Below are 26591 nucleotides of genomic sequence, written 5' to 3' on the forward strand. Positions count from 1 at the left end.
GGCCGATAGGGGTGATCGCCAAGTCCGATGAGCGCACGTTGTTTTTTCGGCGCGTGTCGGTCGATCAGGCGGGGGGTCGTCAGCGCGAGAGCTCGCCGACTGGCCCAAGGACGGGATCCATAACTAAAGAATCCGGAGTGCACTATGAAGCAACATCCTCGCGGACCGAGTCCCGTGGGCCTGGGTCGGGTCGGTCTCGCCCGATTGGGTCTCGCCATCGGGCTTCTCACCCTCGCCGTCACGGTCGAGGCGGCACGTCCAACCGGTCAGGCAGGGGTCGACTGGGGGGATCCACGCGGTGAGGAGTGCGTGGATTGTCATATGACCGAGAACCCCGGTCTTTACTGGGAGTGGAACCACAGCGCGCACGGTCAGGCCGGCGTGCACTGTCTGGACTGTCATCAGCGTGAAGAAGGCGCGATCGATGCTTTCAAGCACGAGGGCGAGTTCATCTCCATCGTGGTGACGCCGAAGAACTGCTCGACCTGTCACCAGACCGAGTTCGAGGAGATGGACGGCTCCCATCACGCGAAAGCCGGTCAGATCCTGGGCTCGCTCGACAATCTGCTCGGCGAGGTCATCGGCGGACCCGCCGCGGTCAACGCCGGCTGCAAGCAGTGTCACGGCGGCGAGTTGGAGTTCTACACCGAAGGCAAGAACAAGGGTCGCCCGACGCCCGGGACCTGGCCCAACACCGGCATCGGCCGGATCAACCCGGACGGCAGCCTCGGCTCCTGCACGGCCTGTCACGGTCGGCATCGCTTCTCGCGGGCTCAAGCGCGCACCCCCGATACCTGCGGAAAATGCCATGTCGGACCGGATCATCCGCAGATCGAGGTCTACAACGAATCCAAGCACGGCATCATCTACCGCGCCAAGGTCGACGAGATGAACCTCGATTCACGCAAATGGGTCGCGGGTGTGGATTACTCGGCCGCACCGACCTGCGCGACCTGCCATATGAGCGCCGGACCGGGGATCGGGGCCACGCACAACGTCGGCGAGCGCATCTCCTGGACCCTGCGTCCGCCGATCTCGACCAAGATCAACTTGGTCAAACTGGAGAACGGACAGGAGTTCGATGTGCCCGAGGGTCAGCCGATTCCGGCGGTGGGCGACGAGGCGAAGGGCTCAAAGGTCATCGAGGTGCTGACTTGGAAGGATCGGCGCGCCAAGATGGAAAAGGTCTGCTTCGGCTGTCATGCCGAGAGCGTGATCACGGGCCATTACAAGCAGTTCGACGACGTGGTTGACCTCTACAACGATAAGTTCGCCAAGCCGATCGCGGCCATGATGGTTCGACTCAAGGATGACGGCTATATCACGGGTGCGCCCTTCGACGAGAAGATCGAGTGGACTTGGTGGGAGATCTGGCATCACGAGGGTCGTCGCGCGCGTCACGGTGCATCCATGAGCGGACCGGACTACACCTGGTGGCACGGCATGTACGAGGTCGCCCAGCACACCTACTTCAAATGGATCCCGGAGCTCAAAGAGGTGGTGATCAAGAAGGACGGCAATGAAGAGTTCGCGGTCGCCCTGCTGGAGGAATACTTCAAGCCGATCGACGGGCATGACTGGTATTTCAACGGCATGAGCAAGGATCAGCTCGATGTGGTCCGTAAAGGCTTCGAGGCGCGTTATGGCGAGGGATCCTTGAAGTAAGGCGCCGAGCGCTCGGCTGTAGGGGCGACTTAAGTCGCCCCTACATGACCTGCCGGCGACGCCGTGCCCACTCCCGATCAGCGATCATCCAAACCCCCTTCCGGTTTCAACCCTCCGCTCTCGCGTCCGGGAGCGCCCAGCCCCCGAGAGCCACCGATGCGCACGATTCCGATCGTCTTCCTTGCCCTGTTGCTGGTCTCGACAGCGACACTTGCCGCCGATGCCGAGGCTTTGATCCGAGACGGCGAGGCCAAGCTTCAGGCCGGGGAGCTTCCGGCCGCCGTCGCCGTCCTGCAGGAGGCGGTCGCACTGGATCAGACCTCGGCGCTGGCGCGACTGAGACTCGGCGGTGCGCTGTTGATGCAGCAGGAGTATCCGGGCGCGATTGAGCGGTTTCGCGAGACCCTGAGGCTGGACCCGAACAATGCCAACGCCTTTATCGGCATGTCGGTGGCCTATCTGCATAGCGGGCGTTACGGATTGGCACGCGCGGCGTTGGACGAGGCGATCCGCATCGACCCCGCAAAGCGCGAAGAAGCCGAGTCCTTGATCGCCTATATCGACCGGGCGATGGCCCGTGCCGATGCGGCCCCGGGCGAGATGCCCGCGGCGCATCCGGAGTGACCCACTAACTACTAAACACCCTTGCCACGCTGCAGTTCGGCGAACAGCGTTCTGTACAAGCTGGGGGGGTTTGCCAACCTTAATGAGCATGACCTGCTCTCGATCGACGGCACGGGCGACTTCTCCTCGCAGACGATCCACTGCGCGCAGTGAGGCGAGAAGCACCATCGCAACGGCACCACCGCCGATGATCAGCAGATGCTCGGCGCGGTGCTGGTGCATCCGCACTTCAAAGACGTCTTCCGGCTCGCCCCGAGCCGATCCTCAAGCCCGATGGGGTGACGAAAAACGACTGCGAGCGTACCGCGACCGCGACGCCGCCGGCCACGCCCGCCCAAACTACCCTATCTGATGCCGGTCGCGGCCTGTTCGGTCCGACTAAGCATAGGTCGTACCAACCACGAGCTGGACGCTCTTGCGTGATGGACTCGCCCCCAGATAGGGGCGTTCTGTGCGCGGTGAATAGATGCGTTCAAAGCGGTAGCCCAGAAAGTCAAACGACTCTTCCGGGAGTCGACAGAGGCGTGTGCTGCAGGGCCTCCTCCGCCTTGCCGCGCCCGGCAGAGGATCACCAGATGATCGGCATACGTCACGAGGCGACTGCCCAGGCGCTGCTCCAAACCCCGTTGTTTCCACCCGAGCACAAACCGGCGCATAGACAGGTTGGCCAGTAGGGTAGGATCGGAGATCCTTGTGGGATGCCGCGTCGCTGGGCACTGCGCCCCGCGCGGTAGCCATACTGCTCCCATGGGTAGGTCGGCTTCGAAAATCAGCTCCAACACCCGCATCGCGGCCGTCATGCAAACCCGATCCCGGAGGGTCGAGATGCCCAGCGGTCGGCTCTTGCCGTTGGCCTTGGGGATGAACACGCGCCTGATCGGCTGTGGTTAGTACGCCTCGTGCTTGAGGCTCTGCGCCAGTTTCCCGAGCCACCGCTCGGCCCCGTAGGCATCTATCGCCACGAAGTCCTCACGATCCACACCCAATCTCCTGTCCTGTTTTACCTCCCGCGCTTGTCTTGAACTGAGGCCCCTTCCCTCCACCGGCATCACCCGGTCACCTGAGTATTACGGGCATCTCCGCCACCCCAAAGCGCCCGGCCTGTCCCTCACGGACGTCCGGTTGGAGCGACAGTTGCCGGGTGGGACTTCACCCACTGGGAGAGCACCGCCTTTCCACGGCGCACGTTAAATTTGGGCAAAGGGCTCGTCGGAGGAGCGGGGGCGGACCAGGCCATTACAGAGGAGGGACTGATGCGTTGATTTCGGGCCAAAGCCAGACACACAATCGGCTCAATCCAGGGTCGGCTAATCCAGCGCCCGTCCCTCGCCGGCCTCCTCGTGCGTGCGCCCGTCGCGGATATGATAGATGCGCCGGAAGGTGGGGATGATCTTCTCGTCGTGGGTGACGACGATGACGGCGGTCCGATATTGCAGGGCCATCCGGTTGAGGATGCGGATGACAGCGAGGGCGCGCTCGCTGTCGAGCGGTGCGGTGGGCTCGTCGGCGAGGATCACCGGCGGGCGGTTCACCAGGGCGCGGGCGATGGCGACGCGCTGCTGCTCGCCACCGGAGAGTTGCGACGGCATGGCGCGCGCGCGATGCTCGACATCCAGTGCCGCGAGCAGCTCGCGCGCTCGCTCGCGCGACTCGCCGTTGGGGCGGCCCGCGAGCATCGGCAGCAGGGCAACGTTGTCGGTAACGTCCAGGAAGGGGATGAGATAGGGCGCCTGGAACACGAAGCCGATCTTGTCCCGACGCAGGGCGCGCAGATCGCGGATGCGCCAGCCGTCATCGTAGATGGGGTGATCGCCCAGGATCATGCGCCCGCCGGTGGGCTCGATCACGGCGCCCAGACATTTGAGCAGGGTGCTCTTTCCGGACCCCGAGGGCCCGACGAGCCCGACCACCTCGCCCGGGGCGACCGCCATGTCGACACCCTTGAGCGCGTCCACCGCGGTGTCGCCGCTGCCGTAGCGCTTGCGCAGCCCCTCGATAAGAATGCCTTGGGTGTCGTCAGCCACCGATGGCCTCCGCCGGATCGACCCGGAGCGCGGCGCGGATGGCGACCAGGCTCGCCAGCACGCAGATGATCACCACAACCAGGAAGCCGCGCGCGGCATCGCCGGGGAGCAGCAGGACGTATTTGGGGAAGATGGGCGCCCAGAGGGTCGCCACGGTCTTGCCGACGACAAAGCCGATCACCCCGAGCCCGACCGCCTGTTGCAGTATCATCCCGGCGATGGTGCGGTTACGCGTGCCGATGAGCTTGAGTACGGCGATCTCGCGGATCTTGCCGAGCGTGAGTGTGTAGATGATGAAGGCGACGATGGCCGCGCTCACCACCGAGAGGATCACCAGGAACATGAAGATCTGACGCGCGGAGGTGGCGATCAGTTTGGCCTGGAGGATCTCGTTCATCTCGGCGCGGGTGTAGACGGTCAGGTGCTTCCAGCGTCGGATGTCGGCGGCGACCTCATCGGCGTCGGCACCGGGCTCGAGACGCACCAGAATGGCGTTCACCGAGCTGCTCTGGGTCTGGGCGGCCAGCACAGCATCGAGCACCTCCGGTTGACCGGGTCGGTTGAAGACGGGGTTGGCCGCGGTGCGGCGGCGCTGCGCGATAATGGCGTCGTTGTCCTTGAGAAACTGCGCCTCCTGGGCGTCCTTCAGGGGGATGTAGACCATGGGGTCACCGCCCGAGGAGACCGCGCGCCGGGTCAGCCCGACGATGGTGTAGAGGTTGCGGCGGATGCGCACCTGCTCGCCGAGGCGAAAGCCGGTGGTCACGTCCGCGACCGCCTCGTAATGACTGCGCGTGAGATGGCGCCCGGCGACCAGAAAGGGCGGTTGGCCGGGCTCGCCGAAACCGCCGGGAACCACGCCGACGATCATGGCGCGGCGCTCGCGCGCGGCCTCGTCGCCGGCTGGACTGCCCGCCTGAACGCCGGTCTGATTCGGGGCGACCGGCCGCACCTGCATGGTGAGATAGGTGACGTTGGCCGCGCGCGCGACGCCCGGCAGGGTCAGGATGCCCCGGTAGAGATCGTCGGCGAGGGTGGACGGCTCTGCGTAAGGGCCGAGCGTGTCTTTCTGCACCGCCCAGAGGTCCGCACCGCTGTTGTCGAGCAGCACCTCGGCATCATCGACCATGCCGCGGTAGATGCCGGCCATGGAGAGCGTCACGCCGATCAGGAGCCCGAGACCCACACCGGTAAAGACGAACTTGCCCCAGGCATGGAGGATGTCGCGCCCGGCCAGGCTGATCATCGGGGCAGACCGGGGATCTGCTCGACGATCTCGACCCGACGGCTGGGCCTGAGCGGGACGCGCGAGTGCAGGATCACGCGATCGCCGGACACCAGGCCGTCGCGGATCTGGACCCAACCCTCCAGGTCACGCGCGCCGGTCTCGACCGCGACGAAGCGCGCACCGGCGTCATCCAACACCCAGACGCCGAGCTGGCCGTCGCGCCGGTGCAAGGCGGCATTGGGCAGCGCCGGGGCCGGTTCGAGCGGCTCCAGGGCCACGGTCACCTCGGCCAGCTCGCCGAGTCGGGGCAGCGGCTCGGGCAACGTCGAAAACGCGATCTTGGCGCGAAACTCCTCGGTGACGGCGTCGGCCCGCGGCTCGATCCGCAGCACCTCGCCGGGCAAGGTCTCCAGCGGCAGCGAACGCAGCGCGATGCGGGCCCCCAGATCGGCACGCAGCGCCCCGGCGCCGAGCTGATCGAAGCGGACATCGATCCAGAGACGACTCGGGTCGATCACCTCCACGACCGACTGTCCCGCCACGACGGTGCTAGCGGGCTCGGCGTCGCGCGAAACCACCAGTGCGTCTACCGGTGCGATCAGGCGCAGATTGGCCCGCTGCTGCACCAATGCCTCATGCTCCGCCCGGACCCGGACGAGATCCTGCTCGGCGGATTCCAGATTGGCTGCGGCCAGTGCCAGACCCGCCTCGGCGACCTGGGCCTCCTGGCGCTTGGCCTCAGCCGTATCCTCGCTGGCCGTGCGAGACAGCAGAAGCTGCTCGTAGCGGGCGACCTGGGCACTGGCGAAATCCCGCCGCGCCTGCGCATCGCCGACCTGGGCATGGGCCGCGACCACGCCGGATTCGGCGCGGTGCAGAGCCGCGTCCGCCGCGGCGACGCGGTCGTCGAGATCGACCGGATCCATCTCGCCGAGCAGTTGGCCGGCCTCGACCCGATCACCCACCTGCACCTCGACCCGCCGCACCCGGCCGGCAAAGGTCGGACCGATGCGGTAGGTGTAGCGCGCCTCGACCGTGCCCACTCCGAACAGGGTCGGGGTGACAGGACGCATCTCGACGGTGGTCAGGGTGACGGGCACCGGGGCCAGCGGACCCGATGTCAGCGCCAGCCAGAGGAAGGCGCCGATGAGCGGGACGAGCACCGCGAGCAGAAAGACGACACGCCGGCTTGGCTTGGGAAGGTTCATAGGAAGCTCAGAAGCAATGGCGAGCGACTCCGGGGAGTCGGTCGAGAAGGGTGTGTCGACGTCGGAAAACGCCTTGAAGACCCATCGGGGACCCGGAGTTGCGGAACGGCACGGGGATCGAGATCACAGGCCAATGCACGGGACAGAGACATTCCGAACGAAAGCGGACTTCCAGAACATCGCGCACCTCCCAAGTTGTATGAATCATGGGGATGGAGCCGCGCTTCGTCCTTGACTCAGGTCAAAGGTGCCGGGTGCCCGCTCTCCGTGAGAATCGATCCGCCGTGGGGACGCTCGCCATCGACCCTGTCGAGGAACAGCATAAGAAAGCGGGTGGCTCGGGCTCTTCGTGTGCCCGTGCTGTGGATCAGAAGCTTGCCCAGACCCGGAAGGCGAGGAGGTCGTCGACGTCCGCCAGGTTCTGGTTGGGTACCGCACTACCAGGCAACCCCGGGGCCTCGAAGTCGCGGAACTGGTAGTCGGCCAGCACCCGCACCTGTTTGTTGAAGCGGTAGGTCAGACCCAGGGTCAGGGTGTCGAAGCGGCGCTCGGTCAGGGCGCTCGCGGTGGCGCGGTTCAGGCGATCGAAGCGAGTGCGCAGCTCCAGTTTCCCGAAGAGGGTGTAGCCGCCATCCAGATACCAGCCATCCGCCTCCTCCTTCGGCAGAACCTCATAGGAGGCGACCAGATTGCCATTGTTGCTGACGGCTCCCGGCACCGCGGCGCCATCCGTGCCGTTGAAGATCATTCCGTCGGCCTTAATCCACTCCGCTGCCGCGCGCCAGGGCCCGCGGCGGAAGGTGGCGCCCAGCCCGTAGCGCTCGCGGTCGAAGTCTTGCTTCGTCTGTGCCAGCCCGGCGCGAACTTCGCGCTCCCCGTCCTGGTGCCAGGCGAAGAGCTTGAGCCCCTCGCGGAAGGGGCCGGTGCCGCCGAAGACAAGCTCCGAGCTCCAGTAGAGGTGCCACTCGGGCTGCCCGCTCGACCAGCCGTTGTAGATCGCAAGCCCGGTGCCGGTGCCCGCCATCAGGGCATAAGTGTGCTCCCAGGCGCCGGTCGTGAAGGCGTCGAAGACTTGAATACCGGTGTCGCGCCAGCCGCTCGCCGGGCCCGTCGGGTCGTTGGCGTCCCGGCTGGGCAGCCCGTCGCTGTCGAACGGCAGCTCGTTCACCATCTGGCTCCCGACACTGGTCGGGTTGATGTAGTCCCGCACGATCACGGGGGTCATACCCTCCTCGGAGCCGGGCATGAAAAACTGACCGATGCGGATCCGTGCATGGGGGATCCGGTTCAGGGTCAGGCTCACATCGGTGAACTTGACGTTCGGGGTCCCGTTGGCGGAGATGGCGTTGTCCCCCGCCAGAGGTGAGATCCAGTAGTTCAGCTTGCCGTCGAGGAGCCGGCCACGCACTCCCAGACGTGCATAGGAGAACTGAAGGACGGAATTCTCCTCGAGCTTGGGTGGGATCTGGTTCAACACCATCGGCTGTCCCTGCCAGGGACCCGCAGGGAGGTGGCTCCCGCTGGTCTGCTGCTGGTCGATACCGACGAAGCCGAAAGCCTTGTAGGCGGGGGCCGTGGCGGGCTCGGTGCCCTGGAGCATGATCCAGTTGGTCGCCATGACAGGGGTGGCCGGGGTAAGAGCGACCCCCAAAACGGCGGTGATGAGAAATCGATGGGCGAGGGTAAGGGTTGTCATGTCGAGCGCCTGCAAATGAACCCGAGGTGTGTCTTGCTGATCCGCTAGACGATCACTTCGGTGTCGTGTGACGCGGGTCGCTTTCGCCCCTCCGTCACGCCTCAGAAATAAATTGAGCACCGAATCTAATCGTTGTCGTTCTCGTTGTCGTAATCGACAACGAGAATCCAGGCAAAGGTATTCTCTGGTCGAGTGATGTTACCTCATTGTTAAACCGTTCCTATTCGATCATCACCTTAACCGACGCCTTGGCGGCCGCCTTGGGCAGCGTCGGCGGCGCGACCGTCAGGGCATCGATCTCGGCCTGATCGAGCTGCTCCTTGCCGCCACCGCAGGCCATGATCTGGGCCTGGACGTCGCCCTTGATCTTGCGGCTGTGCTTGGCCTTCCAGTCGGTGCCGCCCTCGGCGACGCGGGTGCGTTTGGGGTCGAAGTGGAAGTCAACCTTCTTCTTGGACTGCGGACCCCAGTAGTTGACCTTGCCCAGATCGTAGAATTTGCGCTCGAAGCCGGCCTTGAGGAACGCCTTCAGACAGCCGAGCAGATAACGCCGCCGCTCGCCGCTGCCGGCCCAGGGATAGGAGAAGAACGCCTTGTGCATGTAGAAGCGGCGATAGTTGTGCATCACGCGGTCGAGCAGCTCGGCACGATCCATGGCGGCCGGCTTGATGATGGGCGTGACGAAGTTGTACTTCTCGTAGTCGAAGATCTCGACCTTGTCGCCCAGCTCGCGGAAGAGATCCGTGAACGGCCAGGGGGTGTACATGGCCCAGTTGGCGAGGTCCGGTTTCCAGTCGCGCGCCATCTGATAGGTCTCTTCGAGCGTCTCGGCGGTCTCGTTCTCGAGCCCGACGATGAACTGTGCCTCGGTGAGGATGCCGGCATCGCGCAGCAGAGCGATGGCCCGTTTGTTGTCGGCGACCGTGGTCTCCTTGTTGAAGCGGTCGAGCTTCAATTGGGCCGCGGCCTCGGTGCCGAGCGAGACATGAATAAGGCCGGCCTTGCGATAGAGCGGCAGCACGTCCTCGTCACGCAGGATGTCGGTGACGCGCGTGTTGATGCCCCAAAGGATCCCGAGATTGCGCGCGATCAGCTCCTCGCAGAAGGCGATGAACTTCTTGCGATTGATGGTCGGCTCCTCGTCGGCGAGGATGAAGAAACCGACGTCGTGGTCGCGCACCAGGGTCTCGATCTCGTCGACGACCTTCTTCGGATCCCGGATGCGGTAGTCGCGCCAGAACTTCCACTGCGAGCAAAAGGAGCAGGTGTAGGGACAGCCGCGGGCCATGTTCGGGATGGCGACGCGCTTGTTGAGCGGGATGTAGTTGTACTTATCCCATTCCAGCACGCCCCAGTCGGGGGTGATGGCGTCTAAGTCCTTCACGGTCGGGGCGGCCGGGGTGGCGATGATCTTGCCGTCGACGGCGTAGGCGATGCCCTTGACCTTGCCGCGCTCCTCGGGCCAGCGGCCTTCGTCGATGGTGCGGACCAGATCGACGATGATCTCCTCGCCCTCGCCGCGCACGATGGCATCGATCCAGGGCGCCTCGCCCAGGACCTGCTGATACATGAAGGTGGCATGCACGCCGCCGAGCACAGTGACGATCTTCGGGTCGACCTCCCTGACGATCTCGAGCAGGCGCTGGGCCTTGTAGATGGAGGGTGTGATGGCCGTGCAGCCGACGACGTCGGGGCGATACGCGACGATGGCGGCGCGGACCTGCTCCTCGGACAGATCGTTGGTCATGGCGTCGACGAAGCGCACCTCGGTGAAGCCCGCGGTCTTGAGCGCACCGGTGAGATAGGCCACCCACGCCGGCGGCCAATTGCCGGCGATCTCGGCGCCGCCCGAGTGATAGTTTGGGTGGATGAAGAGAATGCGCATGCGTCGAGCCCCCGGCCGATGGTGAGTGTCAATGCAGATTGACAGTCGGCCTCCTGATCTTCCTTGACACAGGTCAAATCCGCCCGGGTGACTCGGATTTGCATGTGTTGCCGTCGCGTTCGCGGTCGATACGATCTGACCTAGGTCAAGGAAGCACTGCCCCATGCCGGGACAATGCCTGAGCATTCAACCGGAGGATTCGCCATGACCGACTCGATCGCCACCTTTATGACCGACGACCATCAGCGCTGTGACCGCCTGCTCGCCGCCTGCGAGCAGGCGGTCTCGGGCGGCGATTGGACGCGACTCGCGGAGCACGACAAGGCTTTCTCGACTGCGTTGCTCGGCCATTTCGACATGGAGGAGCAGGTGCTGTTTCCGGAGTTGGTCGCCGTCAGCCCATGGGCCTCCGGGCCGACCGCCATAATGACCATGGAGCACGGTCAGATGCGCTCCTTGGTGGAGGAGCTCAACGAGGCGGTCGGCGAGCAGGATGCGGACGCCTGTCTCGGAATCCTGGAGACGCTCCATCTGGTGATCCAGCAACACAACTCAAAGGAAGAAGGCATCCTCTATCCGATGGCCGAGGAGAATCTGGGCGACCAGACCCCGGATATCCTCAACCGGCTAAAGGCGGCATGAGCAATGGACAGAACACTCGACGTCAGCGATCTTCCCGCCCCGGAGCCGATGGAGCGGATTCTCGATGCGCTCGCAGAGCTGCCACCTGGCGACCGCCTGTGCGTGCTCCATCGTCGCGAGCCTTATCCGCTCTATGACATGCTGCGACGCATGGGCTACCGCTGGGAGAGCAGCGCAGAGGACGATCGGTATCGTATCCTGATCTCACCCATGCCGGAGCGTCAGCGTCCGGTCAGTCGATTCCGGCAACAGGGCGCGGGCCGTTTTTAAACCTCGCGCGTTGGGCCATGCGGTGTTCAGTGCTCGGATTCCCGGTTCCTCCCTGCCGACCGGCTTCGGAGCTGCGCGGTTTAAAAAGATCAATCGATTCATTTTTTTGAACCGCGTCGCGCCAATGGCCTCAGGTGTCGGCGACGCCAAGCCCAGACGACAAAGCGACGTTACTCACTCAAAACGCGGTTCATAAAATGATGGACACGGGCGGACTTTCTCTCGACCAGGCCCCGCCGATCGATATCCCCGCGCGGTTTTTTCTCACTGCGCCGCTGTTCGCGATCGCCGCCGGGCTGCTCTTAGCCTGGCAGGGACCAACCCTCCTGGTCTCGCGCTGGATGCCCGGCGCACTTGCCGCGACTCATCTGATCGCCATTGGTTATCTCGGCCTGATCATGTGCGGTGCTCTGTTGCAGATGCTGCCCGTGGTCGCGGGTGCGCCGGTCCCGGCGGTGCGGTTGGTCGGCACGCTCACCCATCTGCTGCTGACCGGCGGTGCGGCGGCTTTACTGCTCGGCGGGGTCTCTACAGGACTGGGCTTTCTGGTCTTCGTGGTCCCCGTCACCATCGCTCTGGCGGGGGCGCGCGGGGTGCCCGGCACGCTGCTCGCCTTGCGCACTGCGGCCATTTCGCTGGTCGTGACGGTGATCCTGGGTCTCCTGCTGGTCGCCGTTGTCCTGGGTTGGATCCGACTACCGGACGTTGCCCGGACGGTCGACGTGCATGCCGCCTGGGGCCTGATGGGATGGGTCGGACTGCTCGTCATGGGCGTGGCCATTCAGGTGCTGCCGATGTTCTATGTGACGCCGGCCTATCCCACGCCGATCAGGCGGTGGCTGGCTCCCGTTCTCTTGATCGGGATCACCGGGGCCAGTGTGGCCTGGCTCTTCGGCGATGAGCGTCTCGGCCGGATGCTGTTCGGTGCCGCCGGGCTGGGTTTCGTGGGCTTTGCCGTGATGACGCTGGTGCTGATCCGCCGCCGACAGCGGCCGCGGCTCGATCCGACGCTGATCCATTGGTGGTCGGCGATGCTGAGCATCGGCATGGCCGCCGTCGCCTGGGCCTTCGCGGCGCCGCCGACGCTGGTCGGCGTGCTGCTGCTGGTCGGGCTCGGCGTCGGCCTGCCGGCTGGCATGCTGTTTAAGATCATGCCGTTCTTGACCTGGTTTCATCTGCAGCACCGCCAACTCGCCGCCAGGCGCTTTGATCTGCGCATCCCCCACATGGGCAGCCTGCTGTCGATCCCTTTGGCGCAGGCGCAGGTCGGCCTCCATCTGCTCGCACTGGGACTGCTCTGTGGATCGGTCTTCGTTCCGGCGCTGGCGCGACCGGCGGGCCTGGTCCTCGCGCTGTCCTCTGCCTTGCTGCTGGGCTTGCTGATCGGCGTTGCACGCACCTATCGGCGTATTGACGCACGCCTTGCGCTGACGGACGACGCGGCCTGCGTCTGAAAGGGCTCATCTTCAAGCCAAGCCGGATATACTGAATCCGGGATGACGGATGGGGTTCTCGTGCGGCCGATCCATCCGCCGTTCCTGCTGCGACGGCCGCATCCTTACTTTTGGCGACACGACGATGTTCAAAGAAGAACGCACCGAATCCCGCTTCGACTGGTCGATGCTCGGCAACCTCGACGAGGGCCGCCCCAATCTGGGCGATTCCATGAACGTGGCCGTCTACCGGCTGATGCAGTTCACGCTGCGCGACGTTCTGATCCAGAGAATCGGCGTCTCGGAGGCCGATCATCTGTTCTACGACGCGGGCAAACGCGCAGGCGAAGAGTTCTACAAGAACGTCCTGACGCAAAAGCACGACTTCCAGGCTTTAGTGGCCGATCTTCAGGATTCGCTCAAGCAGCTCAATATCGGCATCCTGCGCGTGGAGAAGGCCGATCTGGAGCAACTGCGGTTCACGCTCACGGTTGCGGAAGATCTCGATTGCTCCGGTATCCCGGTCTGCGGCGAGCAGGTCTGCACCTACGATGAAGGCTTCATTCACGGACTGCTCACATCCCACACGGGCCGCGAGTTTCAGGTCCGCGAGGTCGATTGCTGGGCATCCGGCGATCGGGTTTGTCGCTTCGAGGCACTGGCGCTGTGACGGCTGAGCGGAGCCACCGCGCATGATCCAGGTCGATGTCGGCGATCTCGATCGGCTCACCGAGGCGAGCTATCGGATCCTGCGCGGCGAGAAACCGCCGCTTCTGGAGCTGCCGCCCGAGTACCCGGCCAACGAGTTTCGTCAATTCGTCGAGTACTTCAACCGGCTGATCGGCGAATACACCCTGTTCGCCGATTTCATGTATGCGATGGCGCGCGGCGAGCTGGACTACGAGCCGCCGGCCAGCAAGATGCGCGTCGTGCAGTCGTTCAAGAGCCTGCAGGCCAATCTGCGTCATCTCACCTGGAAGACCCAACAGATCGCCGCCGGCGATCTGACGCAGCGGGTCGACTTCATGGGCGACTTCTCGGCCGCCTTCAACGAGATGACACGCCAGTTGGAACAGGCGTTCGCGGATTTGAGCGTGGAGAAAGAGCGCTCGGATCAGCTCCTGCTGCGCGTGACCGACAGCATCCAGTACGCCCAGCGCATCCAATCGGCGCTGCTGCCGGGGGATGCGGCCTTCGCCCCGGCCCAGGTCGATGGCTTCAGCATCTGGTTGCCGCGCGACATTGTCGGCGGGGATATCTTCTGCGTCGAAACCTGTCCCGCCGGCGTGCTGGTGGCGCTTTTGGACTGCACCGGTCATGGCGTGCCCGGCGCCCTGATGTCGATGCTTGCAGTGGCCGGGCTGCGACGCCTGATCCAGGACGAGGCCTGCCATGCGCCTGCCGATTTACTCCACGGCATGAATGACTGGGTCAAAACAACCCTGCGACAGGAAACCGACGCGAGCCCGTCGGACGACGGCCTGGATGCGGCCATCTGTCTGCTGCGTCCGGACGCGGGTGAGCTGATCTTCGCCGGCGCGCATCTGCCACTCTACCGTGTGCGCGACGGCGCGGTTGATGTCGTCCGCGGCGACCGGCCGAGTCTGGGCTACAAACGCTCACGCAGTGACGTCGTCTTCACCAGCCACAGCTTGCCGCTGGAGCCGGGCAGTGTCTTTTATCTCTGCTCGGATGGTCTCCTGGATCAGCCCGGTGACCCGGGCGGACTCCCCTTGGGCCGGTCGGGCTTTACGCGGATCGTCGAGGCGGTCTGGGATCAGCCGCTCGCGACGCAGCGGGCGCAGATCGAGGCGGCGTTCCTTGCCCATGCGGGCGAGCACGAGCGGCGTGATGATGTGACAGTGCTCGGTTGGCGGGCGCTTGGTTGAGCCGGCGGGTTGAATCGGCGAGCGTCGAGCGCCGATCACTCGGCAAGGTGTGCGATCACCCGATTGCGCCCGCTGCGCTTGGCCTCGAAGAGGGCCTGGTCGGCCAGCTTGAGCAGGGCCCCGATGGCGACCTGGCTGGTCGGCAGGGTGCAGGTGCCGATGCTCACGGTAAAGTTCAGCATCGTGCCGTCCGGCATGGGGAGATGGGTTTGCTCGATGCTCCGGCGCAGCCGCTCGGCCACGTCCTGCGTGTTCTGCGGGCTTGAGCTCGGGAGCAGGATCGCGAACTCTTCGCCGCCGAGTCGGCCGATCAAATCGCCTTCGCGAAACTGCTGGCGACACAGACGCGATAAGGCCCGCAGCACCTCGTCGCCGATGTCGTGGCCGTAGCTGTCGTTGACGCGCTTGAAGTGATCGGCGTCCAGCATCAAGAGACCCATGTGCTGGTCCGATCGGCGACGACGTTGCAGCTCGTGCTCGCACAGCTCCAGAAAATGTCGACGGTTCAGCAGACCGGTCAGACCGTCGGTGGTGGCCAGATAACGCAGCTCGTCCACCATGCGCTTGCGCTCGGTGATGTCCGAGAGGATGCCCTCGACGATCATGGTCGGTGCGCCGTGGTCATCTGAATGGGCATGGGCGTTGATTTCGACCCAGATAATGCTGCCGTCTTTGTGGAGCATTCGGGTCTGCAGGCGCGTCGTGCTGCCGTGCTCGGCCAGGTTGGCGATGAAGCGCTCCTTCTCGAACGCGTCAAGGAAGGGCCAGAGCTCGTCTTCTTCGTGAACTCGCAGGAACTCCAGCGGGGTGCCGTAGCCCAGTGTGCGCGCCATCGCCGGATTGACATCCAGGAACCGGCCACTCAACTGCGCGATGAAGATCCCTTCGCTCACGTTGTCGAAGAGCGAGCGATACTTGAGCTCGCTCTTGCTTAGCCGGTCGTTGAGATGATTGAGCTCGATCTGCATGCGGTCGCTGACCTTGATCAGCGAGCGCACATGACGCAGCAGACGGCCGTATTGGCGGGTCAGCTCGCCGAAGGGTTCTGCTCCGGCGCCAAGCTCGCCGGACGCCAGGAGATCCTCGGCAACCCGTAAGGTTTGCTCCTCGCCGTCGAGCAATCCCGGGGCAGGCGACGTCACGGGCCGGCCTCGATCTCGACGAGCCGGAACTCCACCGCGGTCAGCTCTTCACTGAAATCCTCGCCGCACTCCAGCGCCGACTCGTTCCGCGAATCGTAACGCCAGGTCACGCGGATCGACGCGCCTTTCTGTGCGGCGAGATCCAACAGATCAAGCAGATTCAGGATCACCTTGGTGCTGCTGCTGTTGAGATAACCGATCTCAAGCTCGACCTCGACGGGCTCTGCGGGGCGCAGGGCGTCCAGCAGTGCCTGCACCCAGGCGAAGACCGGGGCGTAGAAGGCCGCGGCATTCTCCGGATAGGACTCGCCGCGCAGCGTCAGGCGACGCGCCACGGCATCGAATCGGATCTCCGGCGAGGAGCGCGTTGCTTCGATGATTAAGTCTTCCATTCCGATAATCTCGTGTGCGTCAGATCATGACGCTCAGGCTGAAGAAGGCAAACCGATCATCGATATCGGTCAAGGCGTAGACCAAAGGCCCACTGGATTTGCGCGCCATCTCGATTAGACCCAGACCGCCGCCACCGGCCGCGGTCAGCGGCTCGCGCATCTGCCGGCGTTGCAGGACTTTGAGCTCCGCCTTGTCGAGCCCGTTCAGATGCTCCAAATGCGCGACCAGGCCAGGCGCGTCGCCGCGGTCGATCAGATTGCCCGAGCTGACGATATAGTGACCGGCGTTATGGGCAATGACGACGATGCCTGAATAGCGCAGTTGGGCATGATCCGGATCCTGGTCCCAACGCTTGATGTAGTTGCGCACATTCTGCGCCTGCTCGATATAGATCGCGAAGACGTCCATGAGCGCGGAGCCCGTCGGGCTGGCGTCCCCCAGATAGTTCTTCATCGCATGACCGAACTCTTCGATGATGCTGTGCGAGAAGGGACCACTGAAGCTCATCAGGATGCCCTGATGGCTCAATTGGCGTTGCAGTTGAACGAGATCGAGCTGATCCATTGTCGTGTCTCGGGGTCGGGTCTAGACGGATCCGGCATTGCGACGACATCGCGTCGAGAAGCGCGCCCGGTCTTTCCGGCTCCGACAGGAGGCGGCAGGCGATGTGTCGTGGCGGCTTAGTATAGACACTCGGATGTCCGGGTGTCGAAGGGGTGTCGAAGAGATGGCGGGCGGGTGACAATCCCAAATCTGTCGCTTGCCCGGACCGCCGACTTCAGTCGGCGCCTGCGGCAATCCTCGCCGACTGAAGCCTGCGGTCCCTGGGGCCTGGACGCGCTGTAGTGAGCCCCAGTGGTGGTCCCGGTTGTGGCCTTAGTGCTCGCCCTTGGTGCGTAACAATCCGGCGAGGCGGTTGCCTTGTTTCTGCGGACCACCGCGCGGAAAGAGCCGATGCAGATAGCGGTTGCTGCCCTTCTCGCTGCCCCAGACGGTGCGGAAATGGGTAATCATGTCGCGCACAATGGCCTGGGTGCCATGCTTGGCATAGCTGGCTCTGAGGAAACGGATGATCTCCCAGTGCTCGGCGTTGAGCTCCAGCCCGTCGTCCGCCGCCAGGGCTCGGGCGAACTCTTCGGACCAATCCGACGGATCGACCAGGTAGCCTTCGCTGTCGGTGAGGATCGCGCGGTCACCGACCTGGATGCTGCGCGTGGTCATGTTCGGATAGGCATTGCTGCCGGAGGGGAACTCGCCCGGCAAGCCCTTCGAGTTGTGCTCGGATTGGGTAATCGACCAAAGCTCGATCGGGATCTCGCCGTCGAGGCGACCGTCGAAACGCTCCACACCGGACACCAGCACCTTCCCGCTGGTCGGCGGAAGATCGAAGCGCGCCCAGCCCGCACGATCGGTGAGGACAGGCGCCGTCTCGGACCCGTCCGCATCGAGCTTCAGGACCACGGGTGTACGTTTCAACGGTTCGTTCGTGACCTTCATGGACACCTTTACGTCAATCATGGTCTCGTCTCCGACTCCATCGATACTTTGTCGATATCATCAAATTAGCCTCTACTTGAACCCGAGACAAACAAATCCTTTCGGCGGTAGATATCGGGTTTCTCGATACCAAAGGACTTAAGCCGCGTTTGCTCAAGCCCGTGCGGATTGATACAAAGGCGGAACAACATGAGACGAGCGCATGCCATGCGGAACGCGGCTTATGGACATTGACCAGGTCAGAACCTTCTTGGCGGTGGCCGCACACGGGAGCTTCCAAGAGGCCGCCAACCGCGTGCACGTCACCCAATCCACGGTCAGCGCGCGCATTCAGGGTCTCGAGCATTATCTGAACGCTCGGCTGTTCGTGCGCAACCGCTCGGGCGCGACACTCACCCCCGCGGGCCGACGCTTTCTTCGGCATGCGAAGACGCTGGTGTTGACGCTTGAGCAGGCACGCCACGACGTCGGTCTACCCAGCCGCTTTCGGGCCAGCATCACGATCGGCGCGCGTATTGCCCTTTGGGACGGCTTCCTGCCGCTCTGGGCCGGACGGATGCGCGAGCAGGCACCGGATGTCTCGATCAGCAGCGAGATCGGTTTCGAGGACGACCTGATGAGGCGCATCGTCGAGGGCACCCTGGACCTCGCCTTGATGTACACGCCCCAGCACAGCGCCGGCCTTCAGGTCGAGCACCTATTCGACGAAACCCTGATCCTGGTGACCAGCGATCCGAGGCGCACCGAGCTCGACGACGGCTATGTCTACGTGAACTGGGGGCCGACTTTTTATGCCCAGCACAGCAAGGTCTACCCGAATCTGGAACGGCCGGCCCAGATGGCCAATATCGGCTGGCTGGGTCTGCAGTTGATTTTAGCCAACGGAGGGACCTGCTTCGTCCCGGAGCGCGTCGCCGCAACTTACGTTCGTGCGGGATGCCTGCACGTCGCACCGGAAAGCCCGCGGTTTCTGTTGCCGGCCTACGTGGTCTATCCGTTGGAGAGCGAGTCGCCCGTTCTCGATGCAGCGCTTTCGACCCTGCACGCCGTCATCGCGGAACGCTCGCCTGCCGACGGCGGCACGCCGACGGAATGCACGCCCGAGCCGCTCGCCACCGGGCACGACCAGCTCCCCGAGCCTGTTGGTCCGCCAAGCTCAGCTCGCGAGATGCGGCAGTCGTGACCGACCCGCGCTCGCTTGCCGAACGGGTCAGATCAGCCTGCCTGCAGGCGGCATCGGCAGCCTATGAGCAGGCCGGCATTAGCGGACTGTGCGGCGAGGGCCGTTGGGAGCTTGCGCTCCAAGCGATCAAAGGGCTCGATGTCTCGGCTTTACTCGAAACCCCGTTATCCGAGGGTTCCATTCTCAAAACGGAGCAACGACCCATGCAGCGCATCGAAGCATTGCGGCGCCTGTCGAGCGAACATCACAGCGGCCTGGTCATCGCGCGGCGGGCGCGTGAGCAAGCCGGGGCCTCGGGCGATCGCGAGGCCGCTTGGGCGGACCTGAGGCAACGCTTCGCCGATGAGCTACAGCCTCATTTCAAGCTCGAAGAGCGCGGACTGCTGCCGGCATTGCGTGCGGCCGGTGAGGAGATGCTGGTGGAGCGTACCCTGGACGAGCATCTGAGGATGCGGACCTTGATCGCGACGGGCGGATCCGACGCCCTGACCGCATTCGCGGAGATGCTCACGGATTACATCCGGTTCGAGGAAAAGGAGTTGTTCGAGACCGCACAGCTTGCCCTGGGGGCAGAGGAACTGGAGCGGATCCAAGCGCTTCACGATCATGAGCCCGCGCCGGTCTGCCGCACTTGATCTCCGTCAAGGGATTGGAATCCCCTTGCGCTATGCTGAAAAGCGAGCTTGGTTTTGATCCGGATGATAAAAAAGAGGAGGCGTCGGCGACCCGAGCGCATCCGCGAAGACACCGACCCCGCCGAAGCCTGGGATGCCTCGCATGAAATTTCCGATCCTGACCGGTCTGTTGCTGATATCCACGGGTCTCGCTTTCGCAGATTCGGCCGATCAGGCCGCGTCGAACGAGATCGGCTTCGTGGAGGTCCGGACGTTGGGAACGCTGAACGGCCAGGCGCTCGCCTGTCGGCAGTTCGATGCGTCCAGCGAGGCGAAGGCATTGATGATCGGCCATGCCCCCAAGACCCGCCGCTACGGAACCCTCTTCGAGACGGCGACCAACGCCGCCTTCCTCGCGGCGACCAAGGACGGGACGACCTGCCCGACCGAGGCCGATCTGGCTGCGCGATTGGCGGAATCGGCGTCAGCACTGAAGGCGGTTTTCCCCGAACACGCGAATCCGGAGCACGCGAATCCGGAACCGCCCGGCGCCGAGACGTCCCTGTCGAACGACGAGACCGGATCATGAGGATCCCCGTCGTCGCTCCGCTGGTTGCAGCGCTGCTTCTGACCGCCGGCATGGCCACGGCATCGGTCGACGCCGCCGATGCGCCCGCCGCCGACGAGTCCCCGCCGAGCGGACGTTACCTCCTGATGGACGCCAACGGGCGTGCGGTCACCAACGCCGATTTCCCCGGCCAATTCCAGCTCATCGCCTTCGGCTATACCTATTGCCCGGACATCTGCCCGACCACGCTGGTCGAGGCGGCGGCGATCCTGAAGCGGTTAGGCGATCGTGCGGATCGCGTCCAGCCGATCTTCATCACGGTCGATCCGCAGCGCGATACCCCGCAGGTGCTGGCGACCTATACCGCCTACTTCCACCCGCGCATCATCGGCCTGACCGGCTCGGCGTCGCTCATCGCGCGCGCCGCTCAGAACTTCAACGCCCGTTTCGAGAAGGTCAGCGAGCCGGGTGCACCGGCTGACCGCTACCACGTCGACCACAGCGCTGGCATGTATCTGCTCGGCCCCGACGGAAGCTATATCCGTAAGTTCGGTTACTCGACACCGGCCGCCGAGATTGCCGAACGGATCGAGATGCTTCTGGACGAGACGCCGATAGCGCGCGTGCAGTGACGGGGATGTGGCACCGCACGTAACGTAAAGCGTCCTTTGGCGATCCCGAAGGCGCCGCTAAAGCTCGGCGAGTCGCGCCTCAAACGTCCGGCGCTGCATGGGATCGATCCTCTTTGCCGGTTTTTTGATTCTCTGGCCTGAGTATAACCCTTTGATCAAATTTGATTGAATGTCCCGTGCCAAGCGGTCACATCGAATCGCCGACATGCATCGGCAGACTCCTATTTTGCGGTCGCACCGCTTCCCATCCCAGGCAGGCCAGCCAAATCGAGCGCGGGATGGGTTTTTCGCCGTCACGGTAGTAGATCAACATCCGTCGCGAGATCCCCAGCGCCTCGGCCCCCTCCTCGAGGGTCAGTCCGTTGTCGTGCAGCCAGGACCAGATACGCTCATGACCGATACCGCCGGCCTGCTCCACCGCAAGATGTCTCAGGTTATCCGATCCCAGGTCGAGCTCGCCCTCGATCCAGTCCACCGAGCGGCCGGCAAAGCCAGGCGTCGCAAGGACGAACAGCTCTTCATCCTTGATGGGCGCGAGGAAGGCACTCGTCTGGATGCGCTCGCTCAGGTCGACCTCGAAAGTCTTTCCATCGGCATAGGTCAGGCGTAAGCGGTAGCTCGGGAGTGGTTCCACAGCCGTTAACACGAAGTGATCTTGGCTCATCGCTGCAACTCCTCGAAGGTGTCGGCCAGCATGTTCCGATTCGCTTCGGCCCAGGCCAATACGTTGACGATCTCGCGGGCGACCACCTTGCCGTGGACGATCTTGATGTCTGCGATCGTCACCAAAGCCTCGCGGCCATCATTCATCACAACGTGGAAATGCGGCGGCGGATGATCATTGGCGTTGATGCGCACCCGACACTGAGCAAAGCGTTCGATCACTGGCATGAGGTGATAGTAGTGCAACCATTGCATCGCCACAAACACCGATTCCGACGCGAGACCGCATTCGGGCCTGATGTCATGCGGATCCGGGGCGATCTGTCCTCCTAAACTGAGTCCGGAGCGAGATGCTAACTTTCGAGTGATTTCGACGTTTGGCGCATCCACGGCCCTTAGCGGGGAACGCGGTTTAAAATTCTATATTTTTTCATATCTTAAACCGCGCCAGCTCCAGCGGCCGCCAAGTCTGCCGAGACCGATCCCATCCAAGAACATCGCATACCGCGTTGGGCGCGGTTTAAGCCGTCAGCCGCGCATAAAGAACCGGGAGCTGCGCAGGAAGCTCTGTTGGCCGGCGGATGACGACATAGCCGCCGGTGCCGAAGAGGTGGGGGAGATAGTCGTTGCCGCGCTCGTCGATGGTGACGCAGAAGCAGGTCAGGCCGATGGCGCGGGCTTCCCGGACGGCGCGGCGGGTATCTTCGATCCCGTAACGGCCTTCGTAGCGGTCGAGGTCGTTGGGCTTGCCGTCGGAGAGGATCAGCAGGAGCCGACGGCCGCCCGGCTGCGCGGCGAGCAGGCGAGTCGAGTAGCGTATGGCGGCGCCCATGCGGGTGTAATAGCCGGGTTTGACGGCGGCGATGCGCCCGCGCACGCCGGCGCCGTGCGGCTCCTCGAAGTCCTTGAGACTGTGGATCCGCACCGGATCGCGTCGGCGCGAGGAGAAACCGAGCATGCCGAAGCGATCGCCGGTCGCGGCCAGGCTCTCGGCGAAGAGAAAGAGACTGTCGCGGATGACATCGATGACGCGTGCTCGGTCGTCGACCCAGGTGTCGGTCGAGAGCGACAGATCCGAGAGCAGCAGACACACCAGATCACGCGCCCCTTTGCGCATGTCGCGATAGAGTCCGTCGCCGTGAGTGCCGGCACCGGCATGGCGATCGGTGGCGAAACGCAGATAGGCGTCCAGGTCGATCTCCTGTCCATCGGATTGGCCGCGCTGCCACACCCGCGCCGGTGCGAGGGCCTGAAACTGGTGGCGCAGCCGATGGGCCGTGCGGCGCAGGCGCTCGGGTAGCTCGCAGGGTGTGGCGTCCGCGGCGATGAGCGGGATCACGCGACATTGATTCGGGCAAAGTGTGCCCTTTCGCCAGTCCCACTCGGGTAACAGGATCCCCTCCGAGAGGACCAGGTCGTCCTCGGACTCGGCCGGCAGGTCCAGATCGAATTTCAGACGTGCGCCGGATGCCTTACGGTCGCGCGCGACCGAGATGCGATCCAGATCGGCGGCGGCGGTGCGGGCACGCTCCAGGTCGTCCTCCTCGTCGGTCCCGCGGTCGACCTGGACATGCTCGCCCCAGGTGAGGATGTTCTCCATCCGGATCGTGACCAAGCCCTGGTCCTTCTCCGGCATGGCGACCCGCTCAGCACGTCGCCGGCGTCGCTCGCCCAGCGACTCCACCGCGGCATCGCGATCGATGTCCTGCGAGTCGCCTCCGGAGGGGTCGGACCATGCGCCCGCGGGGAGCTCGGGATCGGGATGCAGCCAGAGCACGACCGGATAGGGTGGACGGCGCGCTGTCGGGAGCCGCGCGACACTGCCGGGATCCTCCAGCGCAAGACGGATGACCTCTTCGCGCGCACGCTCATCCGCCGGCAGGGCACGCGGATCCGGGCGCAGGTCGAGATGGGCATCGAGCAACCGCCGGTAGCGCAGGCGAAGACCCGGAAATCGCGAGAGCGTCCGGCGGGCCTGGTCCTGACTTTCGACGAGCCAATCTCGGGTCGGGCCTGTCTGCTGGGCCGCGAGCGCGGCAAGCCAGATGTAGAGATCGCGATTGAGCGCCCGCTCCGGGAAGAGGTCGATCCGGGCGGGCAGCCGCAAGGAGCGCTCGTCACGCCAGGCCAGCTCGACCTTTTCGTCGAGCCCGGCGAGTCGTTGCAGGAACCCGCGACGGGCTCCGTGTGCGCTCGCCTCTGCCGCTTCGACCTGAAGTCCGCCGTCGCCGCCGAGCGCACGAAAGAAGATCCCGATGGGGACGGCCACCTCTTCGAGCGTCACCGCCGCCGAGGGGTGCCGCCGCTCCGAGAGACGGGTGATGGCGCGATGCCAGAGTGCTCCGACGTGTTCTTCCATTGATGGGCGCACAACCGTTGCGTTGAAAGTCAAACAACTCGACGACAGCGCACCTTTGTCACGATAGGTCCCTGTCGTCCCTGTCGTCCCTGTCGTCCTTGTCGTTGTCGCTGTCGTGCAAGACAACGATTAGATTCAGTGCTCAACTTATCTCTGAACCTCGACCTACGCCTGTCGACAGGCTCCGGGCAGTATGGCGTCTTCGCTTGGAGCTGAAGCTGAGGACGTCGGCGCCGGGCGTCCGGTGACGACCGGCAACGCCTCCGCGCCCTCGACCCAGCGCAGCAGGCTCTGCTGCGGGTCGCCGTGCTGCACCTGTGTGCAGGCCGAGATGCACTCGGCGCACTCGGTACAGGTGAACATCTTGCGCTTGAGCGTGCGCGGCTTCAGCCGCATCGGACAGGCATGGTCGCAGGCGTTGTCGCAATCGGTGCAGGCGGTAGCTCGGCGGGTGTCGAAGCCGACCACCATCGCCCGATCATTGGCCATCCAGGCGAGGCTCTGGAACAGACCCACCGCGCAGACATAGCGGCAGAAGAAATGACGCGCGAGCAGGAACTCGACAGTGAAGGCGATCGTGGCCGCCGTCAGGAAGATGCTCTGGTTGCGGGTGAGGGTGCCGTTCAGCAGGTTGTGGTAGATCTCGAAGGGCGGCAGGAGATAGGTGAGCAGGGCCAGCGCCCAAAGGAAGGCGAAGCCGACCACGGCGAGCAGGGTCGGGATCCAGTACCAGCGGTTCCAGTAAGGTTCGGATCCAGCCTTTTTGGGGCTGGTCTCCTTCGGAATCGGACCGCGCAGCGGCGGCGGCAGGGTGCGGCGCTCCCAGATGCTGGGTTTGCCGGAGGCGCGGCGCATCAGCGCGTTGATCGTCTCGACGACCGAGAAATGCGGACACAGCCAACCGCAATAGAGACGCCCGTAGCGCCAGGCAATGAACAAGAAGAGCGCGGCGCCGCCGAAGATGGGCAGAAAGCCGCGCACGAAGAGGTTGAGCGTCGCATCGCCGATGCCGGTGCGAGCGGCGAGAAAGTCCTCGATCCCGAGCGTCCAGTGCTGCCCGAACAGGATCGCGTGGCCGAGCGTCAGATCGATCCGGAAGAGATCGAGCGGCGGCGCCAGCAGGAAGAGCGCAAAGAATCCGATCTGAAACCAGGCACGCCGCTGTTGCAGCCGGGTTCTAGACATGGCGTTTTGCCTGAGGACAACCGCCCGGAAGCGGCGGCCCGACCAGAGGGTAGCGCCAGCAGTGTCCAGCCAACGCCTTGGTCAGGCCGAAGACACCGAGCAGGACCAGCGTGGTGTGACAGACGATGAAATAGAGGATCACCAGCGTCCAGACGAACATGGCTCCGGCACCGGCGATCGCCATGACCGCGGAGATCACGATGATCAGAAGCAATCCGGCCCAAAGACTCGCGCGGACCGTTTGATCCAGGTGTGCAGCCGCCAGCGGTGCGCGACCCTCGCGCCCCCAAAACGCGAGCGCCAGCAGGAGCAGAAAGCCGACCCCGGGCAGGATGAGCAGGTTGGCGAGATACAGCGACTCGGCGGCGATGGCGATCCGCTGACCTTCATGCCAGGTACTCTTCATGAGGCTTCATCCAGGTTTGTTGGGCTAAACCGCGTCCAGAACGAGATGCTCATTCTCCAGTGAGCTCGGCGTTTGATGCATCGACAGCACTTAGAGGGGACGCGGTTTGGAATCATAAATTTTCTGATACTTTAAACCGCGCCGACTCCAACGCTCGTCACCTCTACCGGGGCCGATCTCATCCAAAAACATCGCATACCGCTCTGGGCGCGGTTTAAACGAGTGTCGCATCGATCACATCCGCGAGTGCCGCGATGGTCTCGGCATCGTCGGTCAATGGCTCGACCAGCGCGGCGAGACAGGCGTCGCGTGGGTCCATGCCGGCCTGGATCAGGGTCGCCGCATAGACAAGCAATCGTGTCGAGACGCCTTCCTCCAGATCGTGGTCCTTGAGTGCGCGCAGTGAGCCGGCGATCCGCACCAGTAGCTCGGCCCATGCGCTCTCGATCCCGGTTTCTCCGATCAGGATCGCGACCTCCAGGCGTGGCGCGGGAAAGCCGAGCGTGACCGCGACGAAGCGCTGGCGCGTGCTCGGCTTCATCCCCTTGAGCAGGTTCTGATAACCGGGATTGTAGGAGACGACCAACATGAATCCGGGCGGCGCCTGCAGGGTCTCGCCGGTGCGCTCCAACGGCAGGATACGTCGATCGTCGGTGAGCGGATGCAGCACCACCGTGGTGTCCTTGCGCGCCTCCACCACCTCGTCGAGATAGCAGATGGCGCCCTCGCGCACCGCACGGGTGAGCGGACCATCGCTCCAGAAGGTCCCCTCGGCGCCGATCAGATGGCGTCCCACCAGGTCCGCCGCGGTCAGGTCGTCATGACAGGCGACGGTGTAGAGCGAGCGCGACAGGCGCTCGGCCATATAGCGCACGAAGCGGGTCTTACCGCAACCCGTCGGCCCCTTGATCATCACGGGCAGGCGATTGTGGAATGCGTATTCGAAGAGCGCGACCTCGCGGCCTTGCGGCTTGTAAAAGATCGACTCGCGCTGGGTCTCGCGCTGGGTCTCGGCGGACGCCTGCGCCGCGTGACCGGCCATCGCGCCGGTGTTCGGAATCGAGATCGGACGAACGGCGTGTCTGGATGTCATCTGTGCTCAGCCGGCTAGTGTGAAGGCGACGGTGATTAGGGTTCCCGGGATCAACAGCCACAGGAGAATCACGAAGCGCCAGGGTCCGCGCACACCCTTCAGGCCCATGAAGAAATCGCCGATGAGTTGACCCTTGATCAAGGCAAAGCCGAGCACGAGCAGCGACAAAAACAAGGCCCGGTTTCCCGAGAGCAGATCAAAATAGCCGACGGCGAAGGTCACCACCGTTAGCACGACGAGCAGCAGATAGACCCGTGTGCAGGGGCGCATCGCGGTTTGCGTGTTCATGACG

At 64.2% G+C, this 26591-nt stretch carries 27 protein-coding genes; 11 read left to right on the top strand and 16 right to left on the bottom strand.

The genetic code is table 11. From position 1 onward, the window contains the following. Positions 1–144: 144 nt before the first annotated feature. Together AADX97_RS12485 and AADX97_RS12490 are read left to right on the top strand one after the other, a co-directional pair. On the top strand, positions 145–1665 hold the full coding sequence (locus AADX97_RS12485; protein ID WP_374236198.1) for a multiheme c-type cytochrome: 1521 nt from the start codon (positions 145–147) through the stop codon (positions 1663–1665). 156 nt (positions 1666–1821) lie between these two features. Then, positions 1822–2289 carry a tetratricopeptide repeat protein gene (locus tag AADX97_RS12490; protein ID WP_374236199.1) on the top strand — a complete coding sequence of 156 codons (468 nt, stop codon included), beginning with the start codon at positions 1822–1824 and terminating at the stop codon, positions 2287–2289. Positions 2290–3596: 1307 nt separating this feature from the next. On the opposite strand, the gene AADX97_RS12495 is transcribed toward AADX97_RS12490, so the two are convergent. From AADX97_RS12495 to bchE, 5 genes are all read right to left on the bottom strand, one after another. Continuing rightward, positions 3597–4313: an ABC transporter ATP-binding protein gene (locus tag AADX97_RS12495; RefSeq protein ID WP_374236200.1), complete on the bottom strand. Its 717-nt coding sequence runs from the start codon at positions 4311–4313 to the stop codon at positions 3597–3599. Continuing rightward, positions 4306–5559: an ABC transporter permease gene (locus AADX97_RS12500; RefSeq protein ID WP_374236201.1), complete on the bottom strand. Its 1254-nt coding sequence runs from the start codon at positions 5557–5559 to the stop codon at positions 4306–4308. Before AADX97_RS12500 ends, AADX97_RS12495 begins: the two co-directional genes overlap by 8 nt. Next, entirely contained in the window at positions 5556–6749 is a 1194-nt protein-coding gene (locus tag AADX97_RS12505) for an efflux RND transporter periplasmic adaptor subunit (protein ID WP_374236202.1), read from the bottom strand. The genes AADX97_RS12500 and AADX97_RS12505 overlap by 4 nt, the downstream gene beginning before the upstream one ends. A 367-nt stretch (positions 6750–7116) precedes the next feature. Further along, the gene (locus tag AADX97_RS12510) at positions 7117–8445 is read right to left on the bottom strand and encodes a porin (protein WP_374236203.1); all 1329 of its coding nucleotides are present in this window, start codon (positions 8443–8445) and stop codon (positions 7117–7119) included. Between the two features lie 220 nt (positions 8446–8665). Then, entirely contained in the window at positions 8666–10330 is a 1665-nt protein-coding gene (gene bchE, locus AADX97_RS12515; protein ID WP_374236204.1) for a magnesium-protoporphyrin IX monomethyl ester anaerobic oxidative cyclase, read from the bottom strand. Between the two features lie 204 nt (positions 10331–10534). Between bchE and AADX97_RS12520 the strand changes: the two genes are divergently transcribed. From AADX97_RS12520 to AADX97_RS12540, 5 genes are all read left to right on the top strand, one after another. Next, the gene (locus tag AADX97_RS12520) at positions 10535–10972 is read left to right on the top strand and encodes a hemerythrin domain-containing protein (protein ID WP_374236206.1); all 438 of its coding nucleotides are present in this window, start codon (positions 10535–10537) and stop codon (positions 10970–10972) included. Between the two features lie 3 nt (positions 10973–10975). Beyond that, the gene (locus AADX97_RS12525; RefSeq protein ID WP_374236207.1) at positions 10976–11242 is read left to right on the top strand and encodes a DUF2249 domain-containing protein; all 267 of its coding nucleotides are present in this window, start codon (positions 10976–10978) and stop codon (positions 11240–11242) included. A gap of 197 nt (positions 11243–11439) precedes the next feature. Next, positions 11440–12696: a hypothetical protein gene (locus AADX97_RS12530; RefSeq protein WP_374239295.1), complete on the top strand. Its 1257-nt coding sequence runs from the start codon at positions 11440–11442 to the stop codon at positions 12694–12696. Between the two features lie 124 nt (positions 12697–12820). Then, positions 12821–13345 carry a V4R domain-containing protein gene (locus AADX97_RS12535; RefSeq protein ID WP_374235561.1) on the top strand — a complete coding sequence of 175 codons (525 nt, stop codon included), beginning with the start codon at positions 12821–12823 and terminating at the stop codon, positions 13343–13345. Between the two features lie 22 nt (positions 13346–13367). Further along, the gene (locus AADX97_RS12540) at positions 13368–14564 is read left to right on the top strand and encodes a SpoIIE family protein phosphatase (protein WP_374235560.1); all 1197 of its coding nucleotides are present in this window, start codon (positions 13368–13370) and stop codon (positions 14562–14564) included. A gap of 35 nt (positions 14565–14599) precedes the next feature. Here the strand turns inward: AADX97_RS12540 and AADX97_RS12545 are convergent, their stop codons facing one another. From AADX97_RS12545 to AADX97_RS12560, 4 genes are all read right to left on the bottom strand, one after another. Next, a complete protein-coding gene (locus AADX97_RS12545) occupies positions 14600–15706 on the bottom strand; it encodes a GGDEF domain-containing protein (protein ID WP_374235559.1) in 1107 nt (368 codons plus the stop codon). After that, positions 15703–16098, bottom strand: coding sequence for a DUF1987 domain-containing protein (locus tag AADX97_RS12550; RefSeq protein ID WP_374235558.1), 396 nt, complete (start codon positions 16096–16098; stop codon positions 15703–15705). Before AADX97_RS12550 ends, AADX97_RS12545 begins: the two co-directional genes overlap by 4 nt. Positions 16099–16117: 19 nt before the next feature. Then, positions 16118–16663, bottom strand: coding sequence for a SiaB family protein kinase (locus tag AADX97_RS12555; protein WP_374235557.1), 546 nt, complete (start codon positions 16661–16663; stop codon positions 16118–16120). 312 nt (positions 16664–16975) lie between these two features. Continuing rightward, on the bottom strand, positions 16976–17617 hold the full coding sequence (locus AADX97_RS12560) for a TusE/DsrC/DsvC family sulfur relay protein (RefSeq protein ID WP_374235556.1): 642 nt from the start codon (positions 17615–17617) through the stop codon (positions 16976–16978). A 202-nt stretch (positions 17618–17819) separates the two neighbouring features. On the opposite strand from AADX97_RS12560, the gene AADX97_RS12565 reads away from it, so the two are divergent. The 4 genes from AADX97_RS12565 to AADX97_RS12580 all read left to right on the top strand — a co-directional run bounded on the left by AADX97_RS12565 (position 17820) and on the right by AADX97_RS12580 (position 20593). Continuing rightward, positions 17820–18779, top strand: a complete 960-nt coding sequence (locus AADX97_RS12565; protein WP_374235555.1) for a LysR family transcriptional regulator — start codon at positions 17820–17822, stop codon at positions 18777–18779. Continuing rightward, the gene (locus AADX97_RS12570; protein ID WP_374235554.1) at positions 18776–19414 is read left to right on the top strand and encodes a hemerythrin domain-containing protein; all 639 of its coding nucleotides are present in this window, start codon (positions 18776–18778) and stop codon (positions 19412–19414) included. The genes AADX97_RS12565 and AADX97_RS12570 overlap by 4 nt, the downstream gene beginning before the upstream one ends. A gap of 142 nt (positions 19415–19556) precedes the next feature. Next, entirely contained in the window at positions 19557–19982 is a 426-nt protein-coding gene (locus AADX97_RS12575) for a hypothetical protein (protein WP_374235553.1), read from the top strand. Further along, a complete protein-coding gene (locus AADX97_RS12580; RefSeq protein WP_374235552.1) occupies positions 19979–20593 on the top strand; it encodes an SCO family protein in 615 nt (204 codons plus the stop codon). The genes AADX97_RS12575 and AADX97_RS12580 overlap by 4 nt, the downstream gene beginning before the upstream one ends. A gap of 187 nt (positions 20594–20780) precedes the next feature. On the opposite strand, the gene AADX97_RS12585 is transcribed toward AADX97_RS12580, so the two are convergent. The 7 genes from AADX97_RS12585 to AADX97_RS12615 all read right to left on the bottom strand — a co-directional run bounded on the left by AADX97_RS12585 (position 20781) and on the right by AADX97_RS12615 (position 26587). Further along, the gene (locus AADX97_RS12585) at positions 20781–21257 is read right to left on the bottom strand and encodes a hypothetical protein (RefSeq protein ID WP_374235551.1); all 477 of its coding nucleotides are present in this window, start codon (positions 21255–21257) and stop codon (positions 20781–20783) included. Next, a complete protein-coding gene (locus AADX97_RS12590; RefSeq protein ID WP_374235550.1) occupies positions 21254–21646 on the bottom strand; it encodes a DUF4160 domain-containing protein in 393 nt (130 codons plus the stop codon). Before AADX97_RS12590 ends, AADX97_RS12585 begins: the two co-directional genes overlap by 4 nt. Positions 21647–21776: 130 nt before the next feature. Next, the gene (locus AADX97_RS12595; protein ID WP_374235549.1) at positions 21777–23615 is read right to left on the bottom strand and encodes a nitric oxide reductase activation protein NorD; all 1839 of its coding nucleotides are present in this window, start codon (positions 23613–23615) and stop codon (positions 21777–21779) included. Positions 23616–23780: 165 nt separating this feature from the next. After that, a complete protein-coding gene (locus AADX97_RS12600; protein WP_374235548.1) occupies positions 23781–24800 on the bottom strand; it encodes a 4Fe-4S binding protein in 1020 nt (339 codons plus the stop codon). After that, complete coding sequence (locus AADX97_RS12605; RefSeq protein ID WP_374235547.1) at positions 24793–25206, bottom strand: hypothetical protein; 414 nt, start codon at positions 25204–25206, stop codon at positions 24793–24795. Before AADX97_RS12605 ends, AADX97_RS12600 begins: the two co-directional genes overlap by 8 nt. Before the next feature lie 214 nt (positions 25207–25420). Next, positions 25421–26299: a CbbQ/NirQ/NorQ/GpvN family protein gene (locus AADX97_RS12610; protein ID WP_374235546.1), complete on the bottom strand. Its 879-nt coding sequence runs from the start codon at positions 26297–26299 to the stop codon at positions 25421–25423. Between the two features lie 6 nt (positions 26300–26305). Further along, positions 26306–26587: a cytochrome C oxidase subunit IV family protein gene (locus AADX97_RS12615; RefSeq protein WP_374235545.1), complete on the bottom strand. Its 282-nt coding sequence runs from the start codon at positions 26585–26587 to the stop codon at positions 26306–26308. Between the last annotated feature and the right edge of the window lie 4 nt (positions 26588–26591).

Source organism: Thiocapsa sp. C2-2m, assembly GCF_041903745.1.
In the GTDB taxonomy this organism is placed as follows: Bacteria; Pseudomonadota; Gammaproteobacteria; order Chromatiales; family Chromatiaceae; genus Thiocapsa; species Thiocapsa roseilacustris.